This window comes from Sunxiuqinia sp. A32 (genome assembly GCF_052690465.1).
In genome coordinates, this window is the sequence record NZ_JBQYLI010000013.1 from 100161 (window position 1) to 121784 (window position 21624).

18 protein-coding genes are annotated in these 21624 nt (G+C 33.8%); 7 read left to right on the forward strand and 11 right to left on the reverse strand.

Annotation, left to right across the window (positions count from 1 at the left end):
* The first annotated feature begins 120 nt into the window (after nucleotides 1-120).
* Genes ACUNWD_RS14075 through ACUNWD_RS14090 form a run of 4 tightly spaced genes read left to right on the forward strand, consistent with a single transcriptional unit; the run spans nucleotide 121 to nucleotide 4623 of the window.
* On the forward strand, nucleotides 121-843 hold the full coding sequence (locus ACUNWD_RS14075) for a glycosyltransferase family 2 protein (RefSeq protein WP_445588463.1): 723 nt from the start codon (nucleotides 121-123) through the stop codon (nucleotides 841-843).
* Nucleotides 828-1574 carry a class I SAM-dependent methyltransferase gene (locus ACUNWD_RS14080; protein ID WP_445588464.1) on the forward strand — a complete coding sequence of 249 codons (747 nt, stop codon included), beginning with the start codon at nucleotides 828-830 and terminating at the stop codon, nucleotides 1572-1574. The genes ACUNWD_RS14075 and ACUNWD_RS14080 overlap by 16 nt, the downstream gene beginning before the upstream one ends.
* A gap of 26 nt (nucleotides 1575-1600) precedes the next feature.
* Nucleotides 1601-2887: a hypothetical protein gene (locus tag ACUNWD_RS14085; RefSeq protein ID WP_445588465.1), complete on the forward strand. Its 1287-nt coding sequence runs from the start codon at nucleotides 1601-1603 to the stop codon at nucleotides 2885-2887.
* An 8-nt stretch (nucleotides 2888-2895) separates the two neighbouring features.
* Nucleotides 2896-4623: a hypothetical protein gene (locus ACUNWD_RS14090; RefSeq protein ID WP_445588466.1), complete on the forward strand. Its 1728-nt coding sequence runs from the start codon at nucleotides 2896-2898 to the stop codon at nucleotides 4621-4623.
* A gap of 8 nt (nucleotides 4624-4631) precedes the next feature.
* Here ACUNWD_RS14090 and ACUNWD_RS14095 read toward each other — a convergent pair whose 3' ends face one another.
* The 6 genes from ACUNWD_RS14095 to ACUNWD_RS14120 form a co-directional block, all read right to left on the reverse strand.
* Nucleotides 4632-6902 carry a hypothetical protein gene (locus tag ACUNWD_RS14095; protein ID WP_445588467.1) on the reverse strand — a complete coding sequence of 757 codons (2271 nt, stop codon included), beginning with the start codon at nucleotides 6900-6902 and terminating at the stop codon, nucleotides 4632-4634.
* A gap of 27 nt (nucleotides 6903-6929) precedes the next feature.
* Nucleotides 6930-8084 (reverse strand): alginate O-acetyltransferase AlgX-related protein, encoded by a 1155-nt coding sequence (locus ACUNWD_RS14100; RefSeq protein ID WP_445588468.1) that lies wholly within the window; start codon nucleotides 8082-8084, stop codon nucleotides 6930-6932.
* 4 nt (nucleotides 8085-8088) lie between these two features.
* Nucleotides 8089-9423 carry an MBOAT family O-acyltransferase gene (locus ACUNWD_RS14105; RefSeq protein WP_445588469.1) on the reverse strand — a complete coding sequence of 445 codons (1335 nt, stop codon included), beginning with the start codon at nucleotides 9421-9423 and terminating at the stop codon, nucleotides 8089-8091.
* Between the two features lie 159 nt (nucleotides 9424-9582).
* A complete protein-coding gene (locus ACUNWD_RS14110; protein WP_445588470.1) occupies nucleotides 9583-11205 on the reverse strand; it encodes a glycosyltransferase family 39 protein in 1623 nt (540 codons plus the stop codon).
* A gap of 380 nt (nucleotides 11206-11585) precedes the next feature.
* Complete coding sequence (locus tag ACUNWD_RS14115) at nucleotides 11586-12749, reverse strand: sigma-54-dependent transcriptional regulator (RefSeq protein WP_445588471.1); 1164 nt, start codon at nucleotides 12747-12749, stop codon at nucleotides 11586-11588.
* 32 nt (nucleotides 12750-12781) lie between these two features.
* Nucleotides 12782-13696 (reverse strand): Ppx/GppA phosphatase family protein, encoded by a 915-nt coding sequence (locus ACUNWD_RS14120; RefSeq protein WP_445588472.1) that lies wholly within the window; start codon nucleotides 13694-13696, stop codon nucleotides 12782-12784.
* Between the two features lie 116 nt (nucleotides 13697-13812).
* Between ACUNWD_RS14120 and ACUNWD_RS14125 the strand changes: the two genes are divergently transcribed.
* Nucleotides 13813-14856 (forward strand): class I SAM-dependent methyltransferase, encoded by a 1044-nt coding sequence (locus ACUNWD_RS14125; RefSeq protein ID WP_445588473.1) that lies wholly within the window; start codon nucleotides 13813-13815, stop codon nucleotides 14854-14856.
* A gap of 53 nt (nucleotides 14857-14909) precedes the next feature.
* Here the strand turns inward: ACUNWD_RS14125 and cysK are convergent, their stop codons facing one another.
* From cysK to ACUNWD_RS14145, 4 genes are all read right to left on the reverse strand, one after another.
* On the reverse strand, nucleotides 14910-15821 hold the full coding sequence (cysK, locus tag ACUNWD_RS14130) for a cysteine synthase A (RefSeq protein WP_445588474.1): 912 nt from the start codon (nucleotides 15819-15821) through the stop codon (nucleotides 14910-14912).
* 270 nt (nucleotides 15822-16091) lie between these two features.
* Nucleotides 16092-17435, reverse strand: a complete 1344-nt coding sequence (locus ACUNWD_RS14135) for an ABC transporter permease (protein ID WP_445588475.1) — start codon at nucleotides 17433-17435, stop codon at nucleotides 16092-16094.
* Nucleotides 17436-17438: 3 nt separating this feature from the next.
* Entirely contained in the window at nucleotides 17439-18365 is a 927-nt protein-coding gene (locus ACUNWD_RS14140) for an ABC transporter ATP-binding protein (protein WP_445588476.1), read from the reverse strand.
* 367 nt (nucleotides 18366-18732) lie between these two features.
* Nucleotides 18733-19389 (reverse strand): hypothetical protein, encoded by a 657-nt coding sequence (locus ACUNWD_RS14145; protein WP_445588477.1) that lies wholly within the window; start codon nucleotides 19387-19389, stop codon nucleotides 18733-18735.
* Between the two features lie 347 nt (nucleotides 19390-19736).
* On the opposite strand from ACUNWD_RS14145, the gene ACUNWD_RS14150 reads away from it, so the two are divergent.
* Both ACUNWD_RS14150 and ACUNWD_RS14155 read left to right on the forward strand, forming a co-directional pair.
* Nucleotides 19737-20105, forward strand: coding sequence for a hypothetical protein (locus ACUNWD_RS14150; protein ID WP_445588478.1), 369 nt, complete (start codon nucleotides 19737-19739; stop codon nucleotides 20103-20105).
* A gap of 312 nt (nucleotides 20106-20417) precedes the next feature.
* Entirely contained in the window at nucleotides 20418-20828 is a 411-nt protein-coding gene (locus ACUNWD_RS14155) for a DoxX family protein (protein ID WP_445588479.1), read from the forward strand.
* 32 nt (nucleotides 20829-20860) lie between these two features.
* Here ACUNWD_RS14155 and pgl read toward each other — a convergent pair whose 3' ends face one another.
* Nucleotides 20861-21589 (reverse strand): 6-phosphogluconolactonase, encoded by a 729-nt coding sequence (gene pgl, locus ACUNWD_RS14160; protein WP_445588480.1) that lies wholly within the window; start codon nucleotides 21587-21589, stop codon nucleotides 20861-20863.
* Nucleotides 21590-21624: the final 35 nt, after the last annotated feature.

Below are 21624 nucleotides of genomic sequence, written 5' to 3' on the forward strand. Positions count from 1 at the left end.
AGATAAATGATCGGCTTAAGAATCAAAATAAGATTGATTTTATTTCGTTATGGCAGATGTTTATACATCTGAATTATTTTTTAGTAGATTTGTTTTCGTTAAATACACTCTATAAATAGCATGAAAAAGGTCCTTTCAGTTATTATTCCTGTTTACAATGAGGAAAGAACAATCACTCAACTATTAGACAAGGTGGTTGAAGTTGAATTAATGTATGGTTTTCAAAAAGAGATGATCATTGTGAATGATTGCTCAACAGATGGAAGTTCGTATGTAATTGAAAAATATATTCAAGAAAACAAATCGGTTGATATTCAATTTTATCATCAACCGAAAAACATGGGAAAAGGAGCTGCTTTGCATCGGGGTATTAAGGAAGCAAAAGGAGATTATTTGATTATTCAGGATGCTGATCTTGAGTATGACCCCAGGGAGTATAATCACTTATTAAAGCCTGTTGCAGAGGGTTTTGCAGATGTGGTTTATGGTTCCAGGTTTATGGGAGGAAATCCCCATCGAATTTTGTTTTATTGGCATTCGATAGGCAATAAATTGTTAACAAGCTTTTCCAACATGTTTACCAATTTAAATTTGACAGACATGGAAACTTGTTATAAGCTTTTTCGGGCGGATATGATTAAAGGCATAAACTTAAAAGAAAATCGTTTTGGTTTTGAACCTGAAGTTACTGCCAAAATATCAAGAATTCCGAATGTAAGAATCTACGAAGTTGGCATTTCTTATTATGGCAGAACTTACGAAGAAGGGAAAAAGATAAATTGGAAAGATGGCATGCGCGCCTTTTGGGTGGTGTTCAAATATAATTTATGGGCGAAAAAATAAGTTCAACTAAAGGTTTTACCGATAGTGTTGGTCACTCAACTTTGTCAAACATTGCTTCTGCCGATAAATTTAATCGGTGGATGTATGAAACGATAACTCCATTTTGTGAGGGAGAAACCCTTGAAGTTGGAGGTGGAATTGGAAATATCTCTCAATGTTTTTTATTAGATGATAAAAAATTGACAGTTACTGAGTTGCGGGACGACTACTGCGATATAGTGAAAGAGAATCTTGGGAATCATGCATGTTTAAATGAGGTGATTTCCATGGATATTGTTGATCCGGAGTTTGACACAAAGTATCAGTCTTATTTTGAGAGTTTTGATGTCGTTTTTGCACTCAATGTAATGGAACATCTGGAAGACGATTTACTCGCAATTAGTAATTGTAAAAAACTCCTGAAGGCCGGAGGGAAACTAATCATCTTGGTTCCAGCCTTCCAATTCCTTTTTAATTCATTTGATCGAGCCTTGGGGCATTATCGAAGATATAAAAAGGACAGTTTGAAAGAACTGTTTAAAAGAAATAAATTTGAAGTATTACACAGTCAATATTTTAATTTCATTGGTACACTTGGTTGGTGGGTAAGCGGCCATGTGCTGAGAAAAAAAGTTGTTCCGGAAGGTCAAATGAAACTTTATAATTTTTTTGTTCCTTTAATAAAGATTATTGATTTTTTCACAAAAAGATTCGTTGGACTTTCTGTTATTGTTGTGGGTAGGAAGAATTAGAATTGTTCACTCTAATACAAAACATTGTGAATTCATTTAAGAGAAATATATTTTTTAGTCTAACTATAAAGGTTGCTCTCCTATTTTATATTTCAGGATTTATCGCAAATGTTTCATATAAAATTATTGAAAATAAAAAGGCTCAAAATTATATTCTGAGTTCTGATATGGAAGGGTATTATCAGTATTTACCCTATGTATTTTTGAAGGACAAAGAATCGATAAAGAATATGCGATGGTCGATTGAGTATGAAAATGGCAATCGTTTAAATGTATTTACTTGCGGAGTAGCAATTATGCAACTGCCATTTTTTTTAATAGCTCATTTGGCTAGTTGGTATCTCGATTTGGAAACTACAGGATACACACCTGTCTATTACATGTCGGTATTTTTTGCGACTCTTTTTTACGTAATGCTCGGTTTATTCTTTCTCTATAAATCGTTACGACGAATAGTTAATAAACAGTATGCTTTTTTAACCACTACCTTGATTTTTTATGCCACCAATTTGTTCTACTATACGATCATGTCTCCAGGGATGTCTCATGCATATTCATTCAGTTTAATCTCAATCTTTATATACTTTGTTCCTTTGTTTTACAGCAAACCTGCCATTAAGCACTCAGTAGGAGTTATTATACCTTTTGCGCTATCCGTGTTAATTCGACCAACTAATATTGTTGTAGGTTTGTATTTTATTCTGTATAATATCGGTTCGTGGAAACAATTAGTTGAACGCTTTAGAGTGTTGGTAAAATATTGGTATTTAATAGTATTGATGGCTGTTTTGTCGTTGATGGTTTTTATACCACAAATGCTTTATTGGAAATATGTAACTGGAGATTATATAGTCTATTCATATCAACACTTTGGATTCGATAATGTCACATCACCTCATATTTCGACCGTATTAGTTGGTGCAAGAAATGGCTTATTTATTTATACGCCAATAATGTTGATGGCGACATTGAGCTTATTTTTTCTTGCCTATAAACGAGAATTGAGCGCAGTCGGGATTTTGTTAATTATGATTATTCTGGTTTATCTGGATGCAAGCTGGTTTAAACCAACATTTAGTGGAGCCGCAGGATATAGAGCTTTAATTGAAATTTTTCCACTATTGTCAATCCCACTTGCATACTTTGTTCAACGTATTTTCATCAGTAAACTTTCATGGCAAAAGTATAGTTTAGTACTTTTCCTTACAGTGTTTGTTATTTATAATCTACTTTTTTCATATAGATACTCACATTGGCTATGGTGGAATACCGATTGGGAATGGAGCCACTTTTTACGACTTGTTCAATTTTGAAATAAGAAATGAGCAACTCAAATCGCCCTATTAAGTACTTATTTGCAGAGATTATCATTATTCTGATATTCTTCTTCGTTGGGACTAATTTTGTTGATAAAACGATTACTGGCGACGGTGTGGGTTACTATGAATACTTGCCTTCAATCTTTATTTATCATGATTTTGTTCGAATTCATAATACTGATGAGGAGAATCAAAAGTTTAACGATAGAACAAGTCATTATGGATTTTATGGAGAACAAGCTGGTCATTATGTAAATCGATATGCATGTGGCACAGCTTTGCTGCAAAGTCCATTTTTTTTATATGCTTGGTTGTCTACAGATATGCAAGGAGACTATGAAGATGGTTATCAAAAAAGATTTCACCGATCAATATATTTTGCTGCTGTTTTCTACCTTTTTCTAAGTTTAGTTTTCCTAAGAAGATTGCTGCTTTTGTTTGATATTAAATGGTTTGCTATTTTGCTTTCACAAGTTTTACTTTTATTTGGAACATCTGTTACTCAATATGGTGTTTCAAATGCAGCATTTAGCCATGTTTATTCTCTTTTTGCAATTGCAGCATTCCTTTATTTTTCAAAGGTTTACTTTAAATCAAATAGTCGAAAAGCCTTTTTGCTCGCCTGCTTATTTCTGGGTTTAATAATTCTTTTGAGGCAAATAAATGGGATGATTATTTTTTTCCTTCCATTTATTTCTGGTTCGTGGAGCAATTTCAAAGAATCTTTTATACGTATTTTTAAGGATTCAAAACTTCTAAAAAAAAGCATAACTTTATGTACTTCTGTAGTTTCGATACAACTTCTTGCCTGGTATTTACAAACTGGAAAACTGGTTCTTTATTCATACCAAGGATATGGTTTTAATTGGTTTCATCCGGAAATGATAAATATTTTGTTTAGCTATCGGAAAGGTCTATTTATTTATACTCCGATACTGTTGGTTAGTGCAATAGGCTTATCATTTCTAATTAATAGGAAAAGGTATTTTGAAGCATTTTCGTGGACAGGCTATTTCCTTCTGTTGACTTATGTTTTATCATCTTGGTGTTACTGGTATTATGGTGGGAGTTATGGCCTGCGTGCTTATATTGAATACTACCCGATTTTTTTCATACTTCTTTCAGTACTAATTGATTGGGCAAAATATTATATGAAAGTAATATTTGTGCTCATTGCTTTATTGACAATACCGTTAAACCTGGTACAAACCTACCAGTACAGACAATATATCCTCCATGCATCTGAAATGAATAAAAAGAATTATTGGAAAATATTTTTAAAAACGGATGAGCGTTATAAAGGCATTTTTTATCAAAAGCCGTTTAGCGAGAATGATTTTTATTGTATTGGATTTGAAAAGCCTCGTGAAACACAACTTAATGCATATAAACAAAAGGTATTTTGGGAAATGGAAGGTGATGAATTTGTTAAGTACGGCAAAGTAGATGTAATACAACTAAGATTTACAAATCAGTTTTTTGAAAATGATTCCTCAAGGATTGCTATTTCTGTTGATGATAAGTTAGGAAAAAATAAGCTGTTTCACAGACCTCACATTATTCAATTTGCTAGAGATTATTTTGGTAGGGAACAGCAAGGATTATATAATTACTGGATACCTGGAATTGAAGATATTGAAAACTGCAAATTACGGCTGATTTTGGTTGCTGGCAGTGAAGGTGCAGAAATGAAAAATACTCAAGTCAGGTTTTACAGACACAAACGATAGCAATGATCTCATCTTGAAATTGGGGAATTGTTGAATAGGTTAAACTTTCCTTCGGTCTCAATAAAAACATTTGAATCTGCAGGTTTGATTAATAGATCATCAACTGTTATATACTTACCTTTTATTTTCACTTGGTATTTACAAGATGAGGTTGCTCTGATTTTTGTTGAAATCCGCACCCAATTTCGAAAGATGTCATGAACTTGTCTGTTGTTTAATTTTTCAGTTTGAATGATTTGATTTTCCGAATTGTAAGTTGTTAAAATAGGTTGAGGCATATCGTACATTCGTGTGTCGAAGTAGAGCCAAAATGAAAGATCAACCATCCCTGTATCAACAGGTAATTGGTCATTAAATATTTCAACCTCGCCTCGCCTCTGGTAAATGGCACCATCTCCGCTAAAACTATATTTTGATACATTATTCTCAAAGCCATTGTAATAAATTAAAGTTGAAGAGGTGTCACTACAAATAGAGTTTTCACAGAGTAGCTCCGGTATTGTTTTCATCGCAGTCTCCATCCAATTTTGATGACTTTCTTTGAGAAATTCGATGGGAAGTTTAGACATCGTGATATACTCATCTTCCCAAAAAGGGATCGCATTTGAGGCCATCCATTTTTCCTGCTCTGTCAGTTTACTTTTGCTGGTAATTAAAAGTAAGGGTCTGTCATTCATATCGTCCAAACGTGTTTTTTGAATGGCAGAATCTGCAAGCATTTGAATACTGCTAAGTGCTTGTGAAAATGAAAGTCTGGGTGAAAAACTTTGGACGAGTGGTAAACCCGTATGATAAGAGCATTTCATTGCTTCCACTAAAGCGGTTGTGCCATTTTCAAATAACAATTTGTCACCGCAGGTACTCGCAAATGGCAAAGCAAATATTGCTTGAAATTGCGCGGGATCAATTTTTGCAGTTTCAAATCTATTCAGAAATTCAGCATCATCTGAACTTAATTTATCATTCACATTGAATACGTTTCGGGTGGCACGATCAATATTGTATTTTGCGCTAAATCCCCACGATAAAAATACAACAAGCAATAATAGGTATGCAGGAATTCCTCTGAACTTAGGTTTCAACTTTGAGAAGTATTGATAGATAATTAATGCTGTATAAACTGTGAAAATGTAATAGAATATCCAGGAAAATCGACCGAGTGCCCTAAACTGCTTTATTGGGGTTATAATGTCTAAGAGAAAACCAAATCCCCACTTAAATGGGAAACACATTGAAAAGAGAAGCACCAATATTCCCGCAATTAAGTATGGTTGAAACTGGTTTTGTTGATTGAAGAATGACCAATCAGGTTTTTGTTTCCTTATCCAACTAATAGGAGCTTTCAGAAGAAAAATAATAGCGATAATTGTGGCTGGGAGACCAACAAAAGTTCGTCCTTCCCATTGATAATTAATGTCAATGATTTTTGTAATGAATGCTTTAAACGGAAAGTTTGATGGTAAAAATATACTAAAGATGTTCGAATGATAAACATAGAAACCATATGGATTTGTTGGTCGGTCATCAATCCAGTCCGTTAAACCAACCAGTCCTTTAACCGCTATTATTGGGATAATTGCAAGTATGAAAAGTTGGATGCCTGGCTTTGCAATTTTTCGTAGTTCTTTTCGGTGCAGAAAAAGATCTGCAAGTAATACCCCCAAAATGAGAATACAATATAACGCTGCGAAATATGCACTTATGAATCCTCCAATTATGCCGGAAATAGCCAGTAATCCTGCCCATAAATACTGTCGTTTGTTTTCACGATAACGAATCAATAGATACCAAAATACAGGAATGAAGAACCAATAAACCATCTCGAAGTGACCATGAATTCTATCGAATTGGGGGTTTAGAAAACCAAGTATTAAGGCAATTAAAAATGCATACCAGGCAGGAAGCTTAAATCTTCTTAGGATTAAAAATAAAAACGGAATGCCAATAAGAAAAGAAAGAATCATGCAAAGATTTAAAATTGCAACACCATAATTTGCGATAGGATATATTTGGCTATCAACAAACTTTAAAATGCTTAAAAAGAAAGGATGTGAATTTATATATTGCAAATGATCTCCATACGGATAGTTTATTCCGTTGTGTTTTATACCCGAATCGTATTTTAGATAATAACCGAAGTTGTAATAGCTTTTTATCGGATCAATGGTTTTTCCATATAGAATTCCATTGGGAGATTGTAAAACCGGTTTAAATAGAATAAAAAGTAAAATACCAGTAACAATAGCAAGTAGTAGTATCGAGAAGCTATTCTTTTTCATGAGCTTTATTTTCAGTTACATTCAAAACTATTCTGGAATATTATTCTCATCTCGGTATATGTTATTTAAGATATTCGGAATAAAGCCTTCGAAAGTGGCCATCAAAAAAATATCGGGCTTTTCATCTATTACCTTTTTCGCATGCAATTTAAACTCCCAACCGTCAAATAAAAATATACTATATGAAAAATGTTCTGATAACAGCGGGTATAAATATTCTCCAAAAGAATCATTAATCATCATTAATCGTGGAGCAGAATCATTTGGATTCTCATGCCTCCTTTCATAGGATCCAGGATAAGGGAATCGTTCAGGGCTTTGATATTTCTGAGGTAATCTAACTGTTGTATTCTCAAAGTTTGGTATTAGTTTTAAACGATAATCGATCATTATATCCTGTACTCCAAGCATTTTTGCAATGCTGCCTCCATAGTAAGTAGTTGTATCTATCTTAAAATCAGAATAAGAATGAGGAGTGCCAGCGTCAATGCCAATAATGTTTAAGTGATTTATAATTGCTTTATAGGCATACAAACTTGCTATGTCATTCCAATGATTATCCATTTTGTGGTATAATATTGGATGGCTTTTTTTTGCGTTCTTTATGATAGGGCGTAAGTCAATGACATCTACATTCGTTTTTGTTTTAAGCATTTTCAAGAGTTGATCAGTCATTGTATACTGTGAATAACGAAAATATTCGTCAGGCAGATATTCTGGATAGATTTCTTTTTTTGTAGGAACGATAATGAATATGAATTTACAGTTTTGTTGTTTTAAGTAATTATCTCGTTTTATAAATTCTAATTCCAGCTTTTTTAGTTCACTTTCAGTGAGTCTGACTGATCCTCTGTAGTGTTCCATATCTTTGCCTTGAAAAAGCCATCCGTCTTTTCCAAGAATAGCTTTCTTGGGAGCAGGAGATTTTTTCAAAAAGAAATAGCTAAAATTATTATAAGCTTCGAGTCCGAGGGGTCTTAATCCAAAATGGTCGTTAAAATAGGAATCATATTGTTTTGGATAATTGTCTAAGTGGGCTAAATCAAATTCTGGTTTTTCTGCAGTTTTTCGGTTTTCACTATTAATGTTACCTTGAAATATATCCAACTGTTCAAAAAGATGAGGTATTATTAAGAAAATCGAAAAGCTAACGACTAATATGTATTGATGTCTTTTTATCATTCAATTAAAATCTGAAATAAATAAATGGATTATAGGTGTCAGAAATCAATAATATAGTAATAATGACTAAAGCACATAAAATAAATGCAGTCTTTAATGAATTCACTACGAGGGAGTGTTTTAATTCAGGCAAATTATCTTCCGCGACGCGTTGAATTTTCTTGAAGAATCCAAATGAGCCAGCCACTGCAGGAGTAGCAATTACAAAAAATTCAGGGCTGAACATTCTTACTAAATAATTACCACCGGAAAATTCTTGATTGCCAATGAAGAGAACTTTAAAAAACGCTATTGAGTGCTCTAAATCTTTTGTTTCAAAGAAAACCCAAGCTAATGTGGCAACTGAAAAAGTATAAAAAACAGGAATGATTTTCCCAATTTTTTTTAATATTTTTTCCTCAAACCAAATTCTTTCAAATATCATAAAGCTCCCATGAACTAAACCCCAAACAAAAAAGTTCCAGCTTGCGCCATGCCAAAACCCGCAAATGATAAAAACAAGTAAAAGATTCAAGTAAGTTCTTTGTGTCCCTTTCTTATTTCCTCCAAGTGGGAAGTATAAATAATTTTTAAGCCAAGCTCCGAGAGTGATGTGCCAATGGTTCCAGAATTGTCTAATTGATCCTGTGATATATGGGTAATCAAAATTTTCAGGTAGCTGAAAACCAAACATCCTGCCCAATCCAATAGCCATGTCACTATAACCAGCAAAGTCAAAATATATTTGAAATGAATAACAGATTAATCCAGCCCATGCCATTTGTTGAGGCAGAATATCAGGAGAAAGATTAAATACTTCATTGGCAACAATTGCAAATTGATTGGCAATAACTACTTTTTTAACAAGCCCTAATACAAAACGCTCAATTCCTCTTGAGAAATTGTCAATAGTTTCTTTTCGATTTGTGAGTTGTTTCGCAATATAATTGTATCGGACAATCGGACCTGCAATTAATTGAGGGAAAAATGATATAAATAATGCTAAATGGAATAAGTTCTTTTGAACAGGAGTTTCATTTCTATAGACATCAATTAAATAGGATAATGCCTGAAAAGTAAAGAAAGAGATCCCGAGTGGAAGTATAATGCCTGGATTATCAATTGGTTTTAGGTTGATTCTAGAGGTAATTATATTTAGATTTTCAATAATGAAACCTCCATATTTAAATGTCCCAAGCAAGAGTAAGTTAAAACTTATGCCTATGAGTAAATATAGTTTTGAAATGTGCTTTGCTCGGTTTATCAATAGTCCAAATAAGCAGTTGCCAATAATTGACACTATCAGAATAGACGTTAACGATACTCCCCCCCATGCGTAGAAGACAATACTTGCCGACATTAGTAGTATATTTTTCCACTTTCCGGGAAAAGTGTAATAAAAGATTAATACTATTGGAAGGAATACAAATATAAAAGTTAGGCTACTGAATAACATTTATGTAGATAGTGTATTAGTGGTTCTTAATACTTACTAGATCAATTGATAATTTTACCAAAATTAATTTTTTTCAAACAAATGTGAGGCTCTTATTATAATGTCATTGTTTTGCTTATTCACAAAAATTGTATCGTATTGAAGCACTGAGTTATATAGACTCGCTATTGAATTTAATTTCTCAATCATTTGTGGTGTTTGATCTCCAGGAATAGAGACTAACAAGATGTCATCACCACTTTTTAAAATTTCTTGTTCATCTGCATCTCCACATCTAAACTGTGAGATTTTGTTATCGGGACCTTCAAAAGTAATAACACGGGGATAAACTTCTTTAAAATAATCGATATAATCATTTCTCCTAGCAACATAGCTTATGCCCCAAAGCAATCCATTTTCGATGGTTGGATCTGATTTCCAGGATGCTTCTGTAAATAGCCAATCTGTAGGTTTTCTGTTGTCCAATAAAAATTTAGCACTTAGCTTCCGTTCTTCAATACGCTTGATCGTTCTATCTGCATGTCGCAGAAGTTTAAAGCTAGGGGTGATCAAAACAATCAAAGTTAACACCAATACAATTGAAAGTATGCTCTTTTTTATTTTCAAGTTGTGGAAAAGTATATCACTTATTTGGAAAAGTATCAAACCCAATATTGCTAAAATTGGAGCTAAATAATAATCCTTAAAATGTTTTGAAACCATTAAGATCTGGATTATTGAACTAAAAATAAATGCGATAAATAAATAGTACTGATTTTGATTCTTTTTACGCAAATCTGGTTTGAATAAGAAGAATAAGATTAGTACAAGACTCGCTAATAAAAGAATTGTAAAAGTTGAATTGTATCTAACGATAGTATTAATATTCTCCTTTAGCATTTCAATATTAATAATTTGACTTTTGCCCTGTCCATACATGCCTTCATGGCTATATATTGCTAAAATGAAATTCTTGAAATATTTAAGTTTTGAGATTACTGGCAATAATGAAATAAAAGTAGAAAGTAGTAAGCTGCCTACAAATACGATTATTGGTTTAATCTTTCTAATGAGAAAAAAGGGAATTACAATTATGGGCAGGAAGTTTAATTTTGTAGCAAGACCGATTCCTAAAAATAATCCGCATAAAAGAGCATACTTATTTTCACGAATATTTTCCCTAAGATATTCGATTGTATATATAGCAAAAATGAAAACTAGTATTGGGAGTAATCGATCAGCAGTATAGCGAGTAGGCAGGTGCAGACATATTTCCGATAATAGAAATGAACTTTGAATAATGATTAGTCCAAGTAAATTTTCACCTTTCCTATAAACTTTTTTACCTCCCCATACTAATATTGTAAAAGTCAATATCATTAACAATGAAGATGAAAGGCGGAGGTAGGTTTCAGTATGACTTATCAAATCAGTAAATAACTGATCCTTCCCAATAAAAACGTGAATAATACGGATGAATACTCCTGTTATTATAATGAAAGGAGTTCCAGGATGAACAAAATATCCAATATTGTCAAAGTTTAATAGTGCAATGTTTAGGCCATTTAATAAACAAACAAATTCTGCATCAATTCGCGTATAATAGGCAGGACTATCAAGATATGACTGTGTTAGCTGAAATATTGATAAAAGAATTGGAATGATGTATGGAATCCAATTTCTTATCCTATTTGGAAGCTGTTGCATCAATTTTGGCTTTAAATATTGAATTACAATAGGTGTGATATTTAAATTTATACAGAATTAATTACCAAAAATAAAACTTTAATCGATACAATTTATAGTTTGGGCGGAAATGGAGTGTTGAGGAAAAAAACCTCTGAAGAACGGTCTGTCATCCAGGAAAACAATAAACCCTGGATTAATGTGTGAAATACGCCATGACAACAACAAAAGACTTTCCGTATTCAGAGGTTTGTTTTTACTATGTCTTTACATCAGATAAGTAATCTTTCGCACATTATAACAATGAACGAGAAAAGTTGTTTTAAAAAATCGTTAATTGCCACGGTATTTCCCAAGTGCTGAAAAACAGTTGTGTAACAGTTGTCAGAATAATCAAAAAACTATTTTAATGGCCTGGCAAAGTTTACCACATCATCACTGGTGATACTCTTGTCGCATAGAATGATCAAACGTTCAATTACATTTCTGAATTCACGAATATTACCAGTCCATCTCATTTTCTGAAGTTGCTCAATAGCTTCTTCGGTGATGCTTTTTTCAGGCATTCCATATTCAGCACAAATCTGGCTCATAAAATGGGAGGCTAGGGACGGAATGTCATCAGGACGTTCATTCAAAGATGGAACTTCAATCAGAATGACACTAAGGCGGTGGTATAAATCTTCCCGGAAGTGTCCTTCTTCAATTTCAGTTCGAAGATTTTTATTTGTAGCAGCTACCACTCGAACATCAACTTTTATAGCTTTGTCTCCACCAACACGGGTTATAATATTTTCTTGCAATGCGCGTAAAACTTTAGCCTGAGCAGAAAGGCTCATGTCTCCAATTTCATCGAGAAAAAGTGTGCCACCAGTAGCCTGTTCAAACTTTCCCTTACGCTGTTTTACTGCTGATGTGAATGCGCCTTTTTCATGTCCAAAAAGTTCACTTTCAATTAATTCTGATGGGATCGCTGCGCAATTTACTTCAATGAATGGGCCAGACGAACGATTGCTTTGTTCGTGTAATCTTCGGGCAACTAGCTCTTTCCCCGTACCGTTTGCACCAGTAATCAATACACGGGCATCGGTTGGGGCAACTTTATCTGCCATGCTAATCACTTTACTAATAGCAGGTGAATCTCCAACGATTTCATATTTCTTACTGACTTTTTTCTTCAAAACCTTAGTCTCTGTAATCAGGTTTGATTTGTCCATTGCATTCCGAATGGTTATTAGAAGTCGGTTTAAGTCAAGTGGTTTTTCAATGAAATCGTAGGCGCCTTTTTTGATTGATTCCACAGCAGTATCAATATTTCCATGTCCCGAAATCATTACAACTGGCGAGTCAGGCGATAAAATCTGTATTTTTTCCAAAGCTTCTATTCCATCAATGCCCGGCATTTTAATGTCGCAAAGAATAATATCGTATTCATTTTTGCGAATCATTTCAATCCCTTTATTTCCATCTTCTGCAAGGTCGACTTCATATTTTTCGTATTCCAGAATATCTTTTAGGGTATTTCGAATACTTCTTTCGTCGTCTATCACTAATATTTTTGACATATCGTGTTTTTTATTTTTTGAGTTCACCAAAATTAGCGATTAATATATTCGTATAAAACCCCTTCACGAAGTGCATAGTCAGTTTGCAGAATATTCTCAATCCTAAGTTTGTCGACAATAAGTTTAATGAGAATAAATGCAGGAACAATCATTTCTACCCGAAGTGGTTCCATTCCAATCATTTTTTCCCTTTCGGTTTGTGTTGAATGAATGATTTGGGTACTGAGAGCATGAAATTCATTGATAGAAACTTTCTGACTTATGCGTGATTTCGTTCCAGGTGGAGTTTGATCAATTAGATCAACAATGGTATCAAATGCACCAGAGCATCCAATGAGTTGATCAATCTTTTTATCTTCTAATGTTTTCCATAAAATCGCTAATCCAGCGGTGAAATAATCTTCAAGAGCCTTAATTTCAGATGCCGAAATAGGATCAGAAATGTGAAATTCTTCAATAACCCGCGACATCCCAAGTGGAAAACTTTCCTTCCATAAAATATCACTTTCATTAGGTAGAATAAATTCGTTACTGCCTCCTCCAATATCAAGAATTAAACTGCCATTTTTTATCGGTCCAATAGCTAGTTGAACACCTTTGAAAATGAGCTGGGCTTCTCTATTGCCTGAAATTACCTGGAGCTGAATACCGGTCTCTTTTTGCAGATAATTAATGAATTCCTCTTTATTGTCAGCATCCCGAACAGCGGAAGTCGCAATTGCTATTACTTCATCAATTTTATAGTTTTCGATGGTTTCTTTATGAATTTTGAGAGCACCATAAGCCCTTTCAAAAGCTTCATCAGTCAGTAACTTTTTATGGATGCCAGCTTTACCAATTTTCACACCTACTTTGCCTTGGTAAACAATGTTATAGTTGTCATTGTATATTTCTGCAATTAGTAAATTGCATGTGTTTGTGCCAAGATCAATAACTGCAAGTCTCATCAATTTCATTTAATTAAGAAAACAAAGATAGGGATATGTACGAGCTATGCATGGGATAAAATTATGTACTTTTGAAACTACTGAACTTAATGTGCCAATTCAATTTGAATGTAAAGATGTCAAAAGAAATCACTTCTGCCATTAGTCGTTTAAAAACTAAGTTGTTGAAAGTTGATCCAAACTTGTTGGAGATTTCGGATTATAACCGAAATTATCTAAATAAGTACATCCAAGACTTTGATTTTTATATGACTGCTTATTCTCAATTGCTTCAAAAAGCTTTGAGAAAACTTGAAAAGCCGATCGCTGAAAGTACTTTTATTGACTATGGAGGTGGATGTGGAATATTGTCTTGTTTGGCAAGTGAACTTGGATTTCGATCGGTTATCTATAGCGATATTTATCCCGTGTCGGTAAAAGATTCAAGGGTAATTACCAAAGCACTAGGTTGTGATGTGAATTTTTTCATCGAGGGAGATATTGAAGAATTTGTCAATAAGATATCAATTAATAAAATTCAGCCAGATTTGATTTGTTCATTTGATGTGTTAGAACATATTTATGATCTGGAGAAATGGTTTCAACTAATTGGATCAGTTAAGGGGAATTTTTCACTGGTGTTTATGACGAGCGCAAATCCATACAACCCAATAATTTCAAGAAGAATAAAAGCGATGCATCGACGTGCTGAATTCGATGATTTATACGAAGACGCAGGCTGGAAGGATAGTGATCTTGCAACTTCATTTTTGAAGGAAAGAAAATTAATTATCGGAAATAAATTTCCTGAGCTGGCTTCTCTGGACGTTGAGATGCTGGCAAAAAGAACAAGAGGTTTGCGGGTAGAAGAGATTTTAAAAATTGTACAAATATACCTGGATCAGGGAGAGATTGAATACGAAATGAAGCATCCTACAAATACTTGCGATCCCTACACCGGAAATTGGAAAGAGCATTTAATTGATGTAGTGAAATTGAAACAAATAATTCGAAGCAACCATTTTCATGTTGAGCACAGTAATTCTTTATATGGATACTCAAATAACAGGATTTTAAACATTCCAAAGTTTATATTGAATGTGCTCATTCGAATCCTGGGAAAAGGAAGTTTAATACTTTCACCAACGTATACTATCGAAGTTCAAACGCAGAATTCATAAAAAAGCCACCCCATTTAGTAATGAGATGGCTGATTGTTATGGCTTTGAAAATTTTAGAATAATCCTTCGATGGACAAATAACGTTCTCCAGTATCGTAGCTGAAAGTTAAAATTTTTGTTCCCTTTGGAAGGTCTTTAATCTTTTTAGCAACTGCCGCCAAAGAAGCTCCAGATGAAATTCCGACAAAAAGACCCTCTTCCTTTGCTGCTCTTTTTGCAAATTCAAAAGCTTCGTCTTTTGATACCTGGATTGTTCCATCTAAGAACTCTGTTTTACAGTTTTCTGGAATAAAGCCAGCTCCAATTCCTTGAATTGGATGAGGTCCAGGTGATCCGCCACTGATAACAGGGGAGAGTTCGGGTTCTACTGCAATAGTTTTTAGTTCAGGGAAACGCTGTTTCAAAACTTCACTTACCCCGGAAATGTGACCACCAGTTCCAACACCAGTAATTAAATAGTCGAAACCTTCGGGAAAATCTTTCAAGATTTCCTGTGCAGTATTTTGGCGGTGAGCATTAATGTTCGCTTCGTTGTCAAACTGAGAAGGTATCCATGCATTTTCATGTTGAGATGCAATTTCTTCTGCCTTTGCTATGGCGCCCTTCATTCCTTTTTCCTTGGGTGTAAGTTCAAGTTCCGCTCCATATGCTGTTAAAATTCGACGACGCTCAACTGACATCGATTCTGGCATTACCAAAATTAACTTGTAACCTTTAACTGCAGCGACTAAAGCTAAGCCAATTCCAGTGTTTCCGGAGGTTGGCTCAACAATAAGGCTGCCTGGCTTTAATATTCCCTTACTTTCTGCGTCTTGCACCATTGACAGAGCAATACGGTCTTTAATGCTACCACCCGGATTTGTTTTCTCTAATTTGACATACACCTCGTATCCTTCCGGATATAAATTATTTATCCGAACGAGAGGTGTATTTCCAACTGTTTCTAAAATGTTGTTAAATTTCATCTTATTTATTTTAAGGGTTAATATTTCAACGTTGCCTTTACACAAAAATTAAACTCTTGAAATGTTCATTTTACAGCATAAAAAAAGCCTTCCAAATGGGAAGGCTTCTGCTTTATATTATATAAAATAATTTCAATTTACATATACCTTCCCCGTGTTGTCCTAAAACAGCTACACATACACATATATGAGAAGGAATAGTTCATGAGTTTTACTTATGTGGAACAATTATAAATAAAAAAAATCAGAATAACACTCTTTTGTCTGAAATTAGTTTCTATAACTTAACCATTTAATGATTTCTTTAAAATTCGCTTTCTTGCCATACATCAAAATTCCAGTGCGATAAATTCTTCCAGCCATCCATATTGTTCCAAGTATTGAAGCAATTAAAATGCTCATTGATAGTAATAACTGCCAGGTCGGTATGCCAAATGGGACTCTGACCATCATGATAATTGGAGAAGTCAATGGGATCATTGATGTCCAGAATGCCAAGCCACCTTCCGGGTTTTTAACAACCGCAAATAAAATGATCATTGAAAAAATCAAGGGTAGCATAACTGGCATCATTAATTGCTGGGCATCTTCATCATGATTTACAGCCGAACCCACCGCTCCAAATATTGAAGCGTACATCATAAAGCCTCCGATAAAGTAAAACAAGAAAGAAAATAATATTAATGGCAGGTTTAAATTCCCAATCATTTCAATAACCTCAAGGGTAACATTTTCCTTTACTGCGTTTGCCTGTACTTGCTCCATTGCTCCAGACTGCATTAAACTTTGGGATTGGCTGATTGCTTCTGCATGGTTACCACCCACCACTGTTTGGATACCTGTTACAATTGCTGTTCCCAATACAATCCAAAATACCAGTTGGGTGAGTCCAACCAACCCAATACCGATGATTTTACCAAATAGTAGTTGAAAGGGCCTGACTGAGGAAATAATAACCTCCACAATACGGCTGGTTTTTTCTTCCATAACACCTCTCATCACCATAGCCCCATATATGAATACAAACATGTAGATAATGAATCCGCCAATATATCCCATCACCATGGCAATTTCAGTAGAACTCTTAACTGATTCCCCTTTTTCACCGATTTTAATCGTTTCCAGGTTGAGATTGGTTTTTGTGGCTGCAAGTTTTTCTTCCAAATCCGGAATGCCCGATGCTTCAATGACTTTCTCTTTTTTATCTGTTTCGAGTATCCATTCCAATTTATTCTCAACCATGTTCTTAATATCAATGGTTACTTGCATGTCGGAGATCAATTGAACCCGATTTGATGAAAGTAGATTTGGTGGGATATATAATAGTGCGTAAAATGAACTTGATTTAAGATCATCTTTATTTTTTTGATATTCCTCCTCCGGCATAAAATGGAACTTTGTATATTCTGCATTTTCCAATCTTCCAAGGAATATTCCGGTTGCATCGTACACGCCAATTACACGTTCCTGTTCATCATCCATCATTGCCAGGTAGGTAGGCAAAATGGTCATGGCCGCAAAAAGAAAAGGAACCAGTAAGGTTAAAATGATGAATGATTTCTTTTTGACGCGAGTAAGGTATTCTCGCTTTAATATTAATAATGATTTACTCATGACTTAATTATTTTTGTTGGCTTGTTCAACGACTTTAATAAAAACCTCATTCATACTCGGAATAAGTTCTCGAAATGATCGAACCTCAATTTGTTGCATCAGTTTTTTTAGCAGTTCGTTATTGCTTTCATCGCTTGTTTTTTGGAACTTAACTAGTTGAATATTTCCTTGTGTTTCGTGTTGAAGCAAGGAAAAACCATTAGATGAAAATAAAGCTGGAATATCAGTTTTAGTTGGAGTTTCAACCTCAAATACATTGCTTTTATATTGTTCTTTTATGTCGTTAATATTGCCATCCAAAATTTTCTTTGACTGATTTATCAAAGCGATATGGTCACAAACTTCTTCAACAGAAGACATATTGTGGGTTGAAAAAATGATGGTTGCACCTTTAGCTTTGAGTTCAAGAATCTCGTTTTTAAGCAAATTCGTATTAATTGGATCGAACCCACTAAACGGCTCATCAAAAATTAGTAATCTGGGATTATGAACTACCGTAGTAATGAACTGAACTTTCTGTTGCATTCCTTTTGAGAGTTCTTCAACTTTTTTGTTCCACCAAGGCTGAATTTCAAACTTTTCAAACCAGTATTTTAGGTTTCTCAGTGCATCTTTTCTAGTCATGCCTTTCAGTTGGGCAAGATAAAGTGCCTGTTCTCCAACTTTCATTTTTTTGTAAAGACCACGTTCTTCCGGGAGATATCCAATCTGGTGAATATCGCTGGATTTGAACTTTCGTCCATCAAAAAGTAATTCACCTTTATCCGGTGCCGTTATTTGGTTAATAATTCTGATGAGGGTGGTTTTACCAGCGCCGTTAGGTCCAAGCAAGCCGAATACACTTTGGTCTTTAACTGTTATACTGACTTCATCAAGTGCTCTGTGACCGGAATAATCCTTAACTACCTCACTTGCCTTAAATAAATCCATACATATGATTTTTTGTATTCTTAATTAGTGGACGAATTTTGAGTTTATTACATAAGTTGTTTTCAAAAATAGTACATATAGATTCAAATCTGGCAATTTCATGTTTATATGTCGCATGAATTGAACAATAAAGCTTTGATTTGAATATTTTAGTGATGATTCGATATTTCAAAATTTTTCACCTCAATATTACTAGTTAAAATAGAATTGGAAAAGCCTAATTGTCCAGTGACTAAATTCTGTAGCGTTTATCAGTTTTTGGAGAAAAAATTGAAGCAGATTTTGGGGAGATTACATTAAATCAAGTTAAAATATTCTTTTCGGGTGTTAGAGTTTGAGTCACTTCAGGTATTGCCTGTTAGTTTCTCTAGTTTGTAGTGGATTTAAATGAATTTGTTGATAAGTCAGATATTGAAGCTGACAGGTAAAACACAAACCAGGCTGCAATTCCAAGTAGTTTTGGGCCATCTTCAAAAAAATGAATGAATTCACTTTCCACATCAAAATGATCGACTCCAAGTGAAAATGCAAACATGAATAAAGCAATAAGTAGGATTATATAGTCATATTTTAATATTTGTTTCCTGTAATAATATAAATAGACAGTGATTAAAATTCCATAAAATATGAATAATGGTACTTCTGAGATTTTTAAATAAATTGGGAATATTCGATCGTGAATCATAAATAAATCATCTACCAATAAAATAGAGGTAATTGCGCCAGAAAAAAAATGGAACAAATATCTATTTTGCAGCTTTTCCTTTTCAATAAGGTACGATGTAAAAAGAGAAATAGTCGCTGTTACGATCCAAATAATAACTCCAATGTTTGATAGAAATCCTACAAATGGATGTGTCTTCATCACAGCTAATGGATCTCTTGTGAAATCGCTGTATGGAGCATCAAAAAAGCGACTTAGTAAGTAGCTAAAAATGAATAATCCTAAGATGAAAGAGTAAACTAGTACAAGAATCCATTTTGTGTTTATTCCGTTTGTTGGGTTGTTATTGTTTTGATTCATAGATTTTTATTTGAGGCGTGCTTTCAGTTCTAAATTACATGTTGTATTATCTGTTTTCCAAAGGTAAAGAGCTGTAAGATGTAATAGAAAAGTAAAATAACCATGTAAATATTCCAAGAAACTTGAACCCATCTTCAATTAAAAAATTCATATCATGATTGGGAAGTAGCAAATCACTTACTATTGAACACGCAAATAGAATTAATGCAAATGCCAGATATAGAAAATTCCTATTTAGAATTCTCTTTCTAAATAGGAAAAGATAAACAAGTGTTAGTAATCCGTACGTCGCAAAAACAGGAAATTCAGAAATGTTTAAGTAGTGGGGGAGTAAGAATTCATGAAGCATGAAAAAATCATCAAACAATAGAATTGACGATAGAATTCCCGAAAAGAATAAAAATAACGTTTTTTCATTTTTATTCTTGATCCAAATAATTGCTGACGAAAAGAAGCAAATTGCAGCAGTTGTTGTCCATAGTAAAATCCCAATATTTGAAATAATTCCAACAAAGGGGTTTGCAGAATTAATTGCAGCTGGGTCTCTGGTGAAATTCCCAACAGGAATTTCATACAAATTTCCAATGCAGATAATTAATAAAAACAATAATAGGATAAGAATATATCCGTATACAAGTATACGCAAGGCTATTCCGTTTTTCGATTGGTTCAGTAGATTAAACATTGGGTGTTTTCGATTAGTTTTTAATCTTTAATTCATAATTTTTTTTATAAAGGTAAAACATCATTCTTTTCAGTTTGTTTATTGGCTGTTTATATTTAGGTAATACTAATCCATATTTATTATATATTATTCCCTTCAAATCTTTATTAGAATAAAAAGCAATCAAAGCTACGTAGGATCAGTAAATTTTGATTTGGCTATTTCGCAATGCAAAAGGTATTAAATTTGCGATGAGTAAAAGGTGACATTTGTAATGTTTGCTGGTTTACATTAGTAAGATTTTAGCTAGATATTAATTAAATTTGTTTTCGATTTTAGAAAATAATAATTCAATCTTAAACGTATGAGCAGGTTGTTAGGAAACAGAGCAAACGAAGTTATAGAAAATTTGTGGTTATTAGTATTGAGAGTATCTGCAGGGACTTTTATGCTAACCCATGGAATTCCAAAATTACTTAAGCTTCTAGAGGGAAATACAGGATTTGCTGATCCTTTTGGGTTCGGGGAAACAATTTCATTGATATTGGCTGTTTTTGCTGAGGTGATTTGCTCAGTACTCATCATTGTTGGTGCAGGTACTCGTCTGGCAACTTTACCTTTAATTATAACAATGGCTGTTGCTGTATTTATGGTTCACGGTTCTGATCCATTTCAGCGAAAGGAGTTGGCTTTGCTTTATTTGCTTGCCTTTATTACCGTATTAGTTTTTGGCGGAGGGAAGTACTCTTTGGGAAAATATATTAAAGGAAATTAAAAACTTTAAAGGATTATTCATTAAATCAATTCTTAGCTAATTTTCGAAGCAGCCTTTTGGTCAAAGAAAAATATTGTTTTACCCTTTGCAGGTTCGACATGAAAAGCCGGAAGTTTTTGAGCCTTCTTTAGATTATTCATAATCTCAGATACGCGCTTGGCTTTTGATTTTCCAGTAACTAAAAAGTATACCCTATTTGCATTATTCAATACTTTTCCCGTGAGGGTCACTCTTTTTTGACCACTTTCAGGGTGTGTCGCAACCTCACAAATTTTATCAGATTTTAAAAACTCCATCTGATCCGGAAATATGGAAGCAGTATGACCGTCGTCGCCCATACCAAGTATAATTAAATCGAATATTGGCCAATTATCCCTTTCATTTAAATGAGACTGAATTTGCAGAATATAATCACTTGCTGCAGCATCAGGAGATAGTTCTCCTTTTATTCGGTGTATCTGACTCTCGTCAATATTAATTTTAGAAAGTAAGCTTTCTTGTGTCATTTTATAATTACTTTCATTATCAGTCGGGGGTACGCAGCGTTCGTCTCCCCACCAAAAATGAATACGTTCCCAAGGTATCTTATTTGAATATTCACTGGCGAATATTTCAAAAAGTAGTTTCGGGGTTTTTCCTCCAGATAAAGCTATGTCAAAACGCTGTCTTGAACTACTGATCATATGATAAAACTCTAGGGCAAAAGCTTCTGCAACACTTTCTGGATCTTCAAATATTCTTACTTCTTTTGATTCATTCATAATACCTTAATTCTGTTTGATAAAGTTAAAGTAAA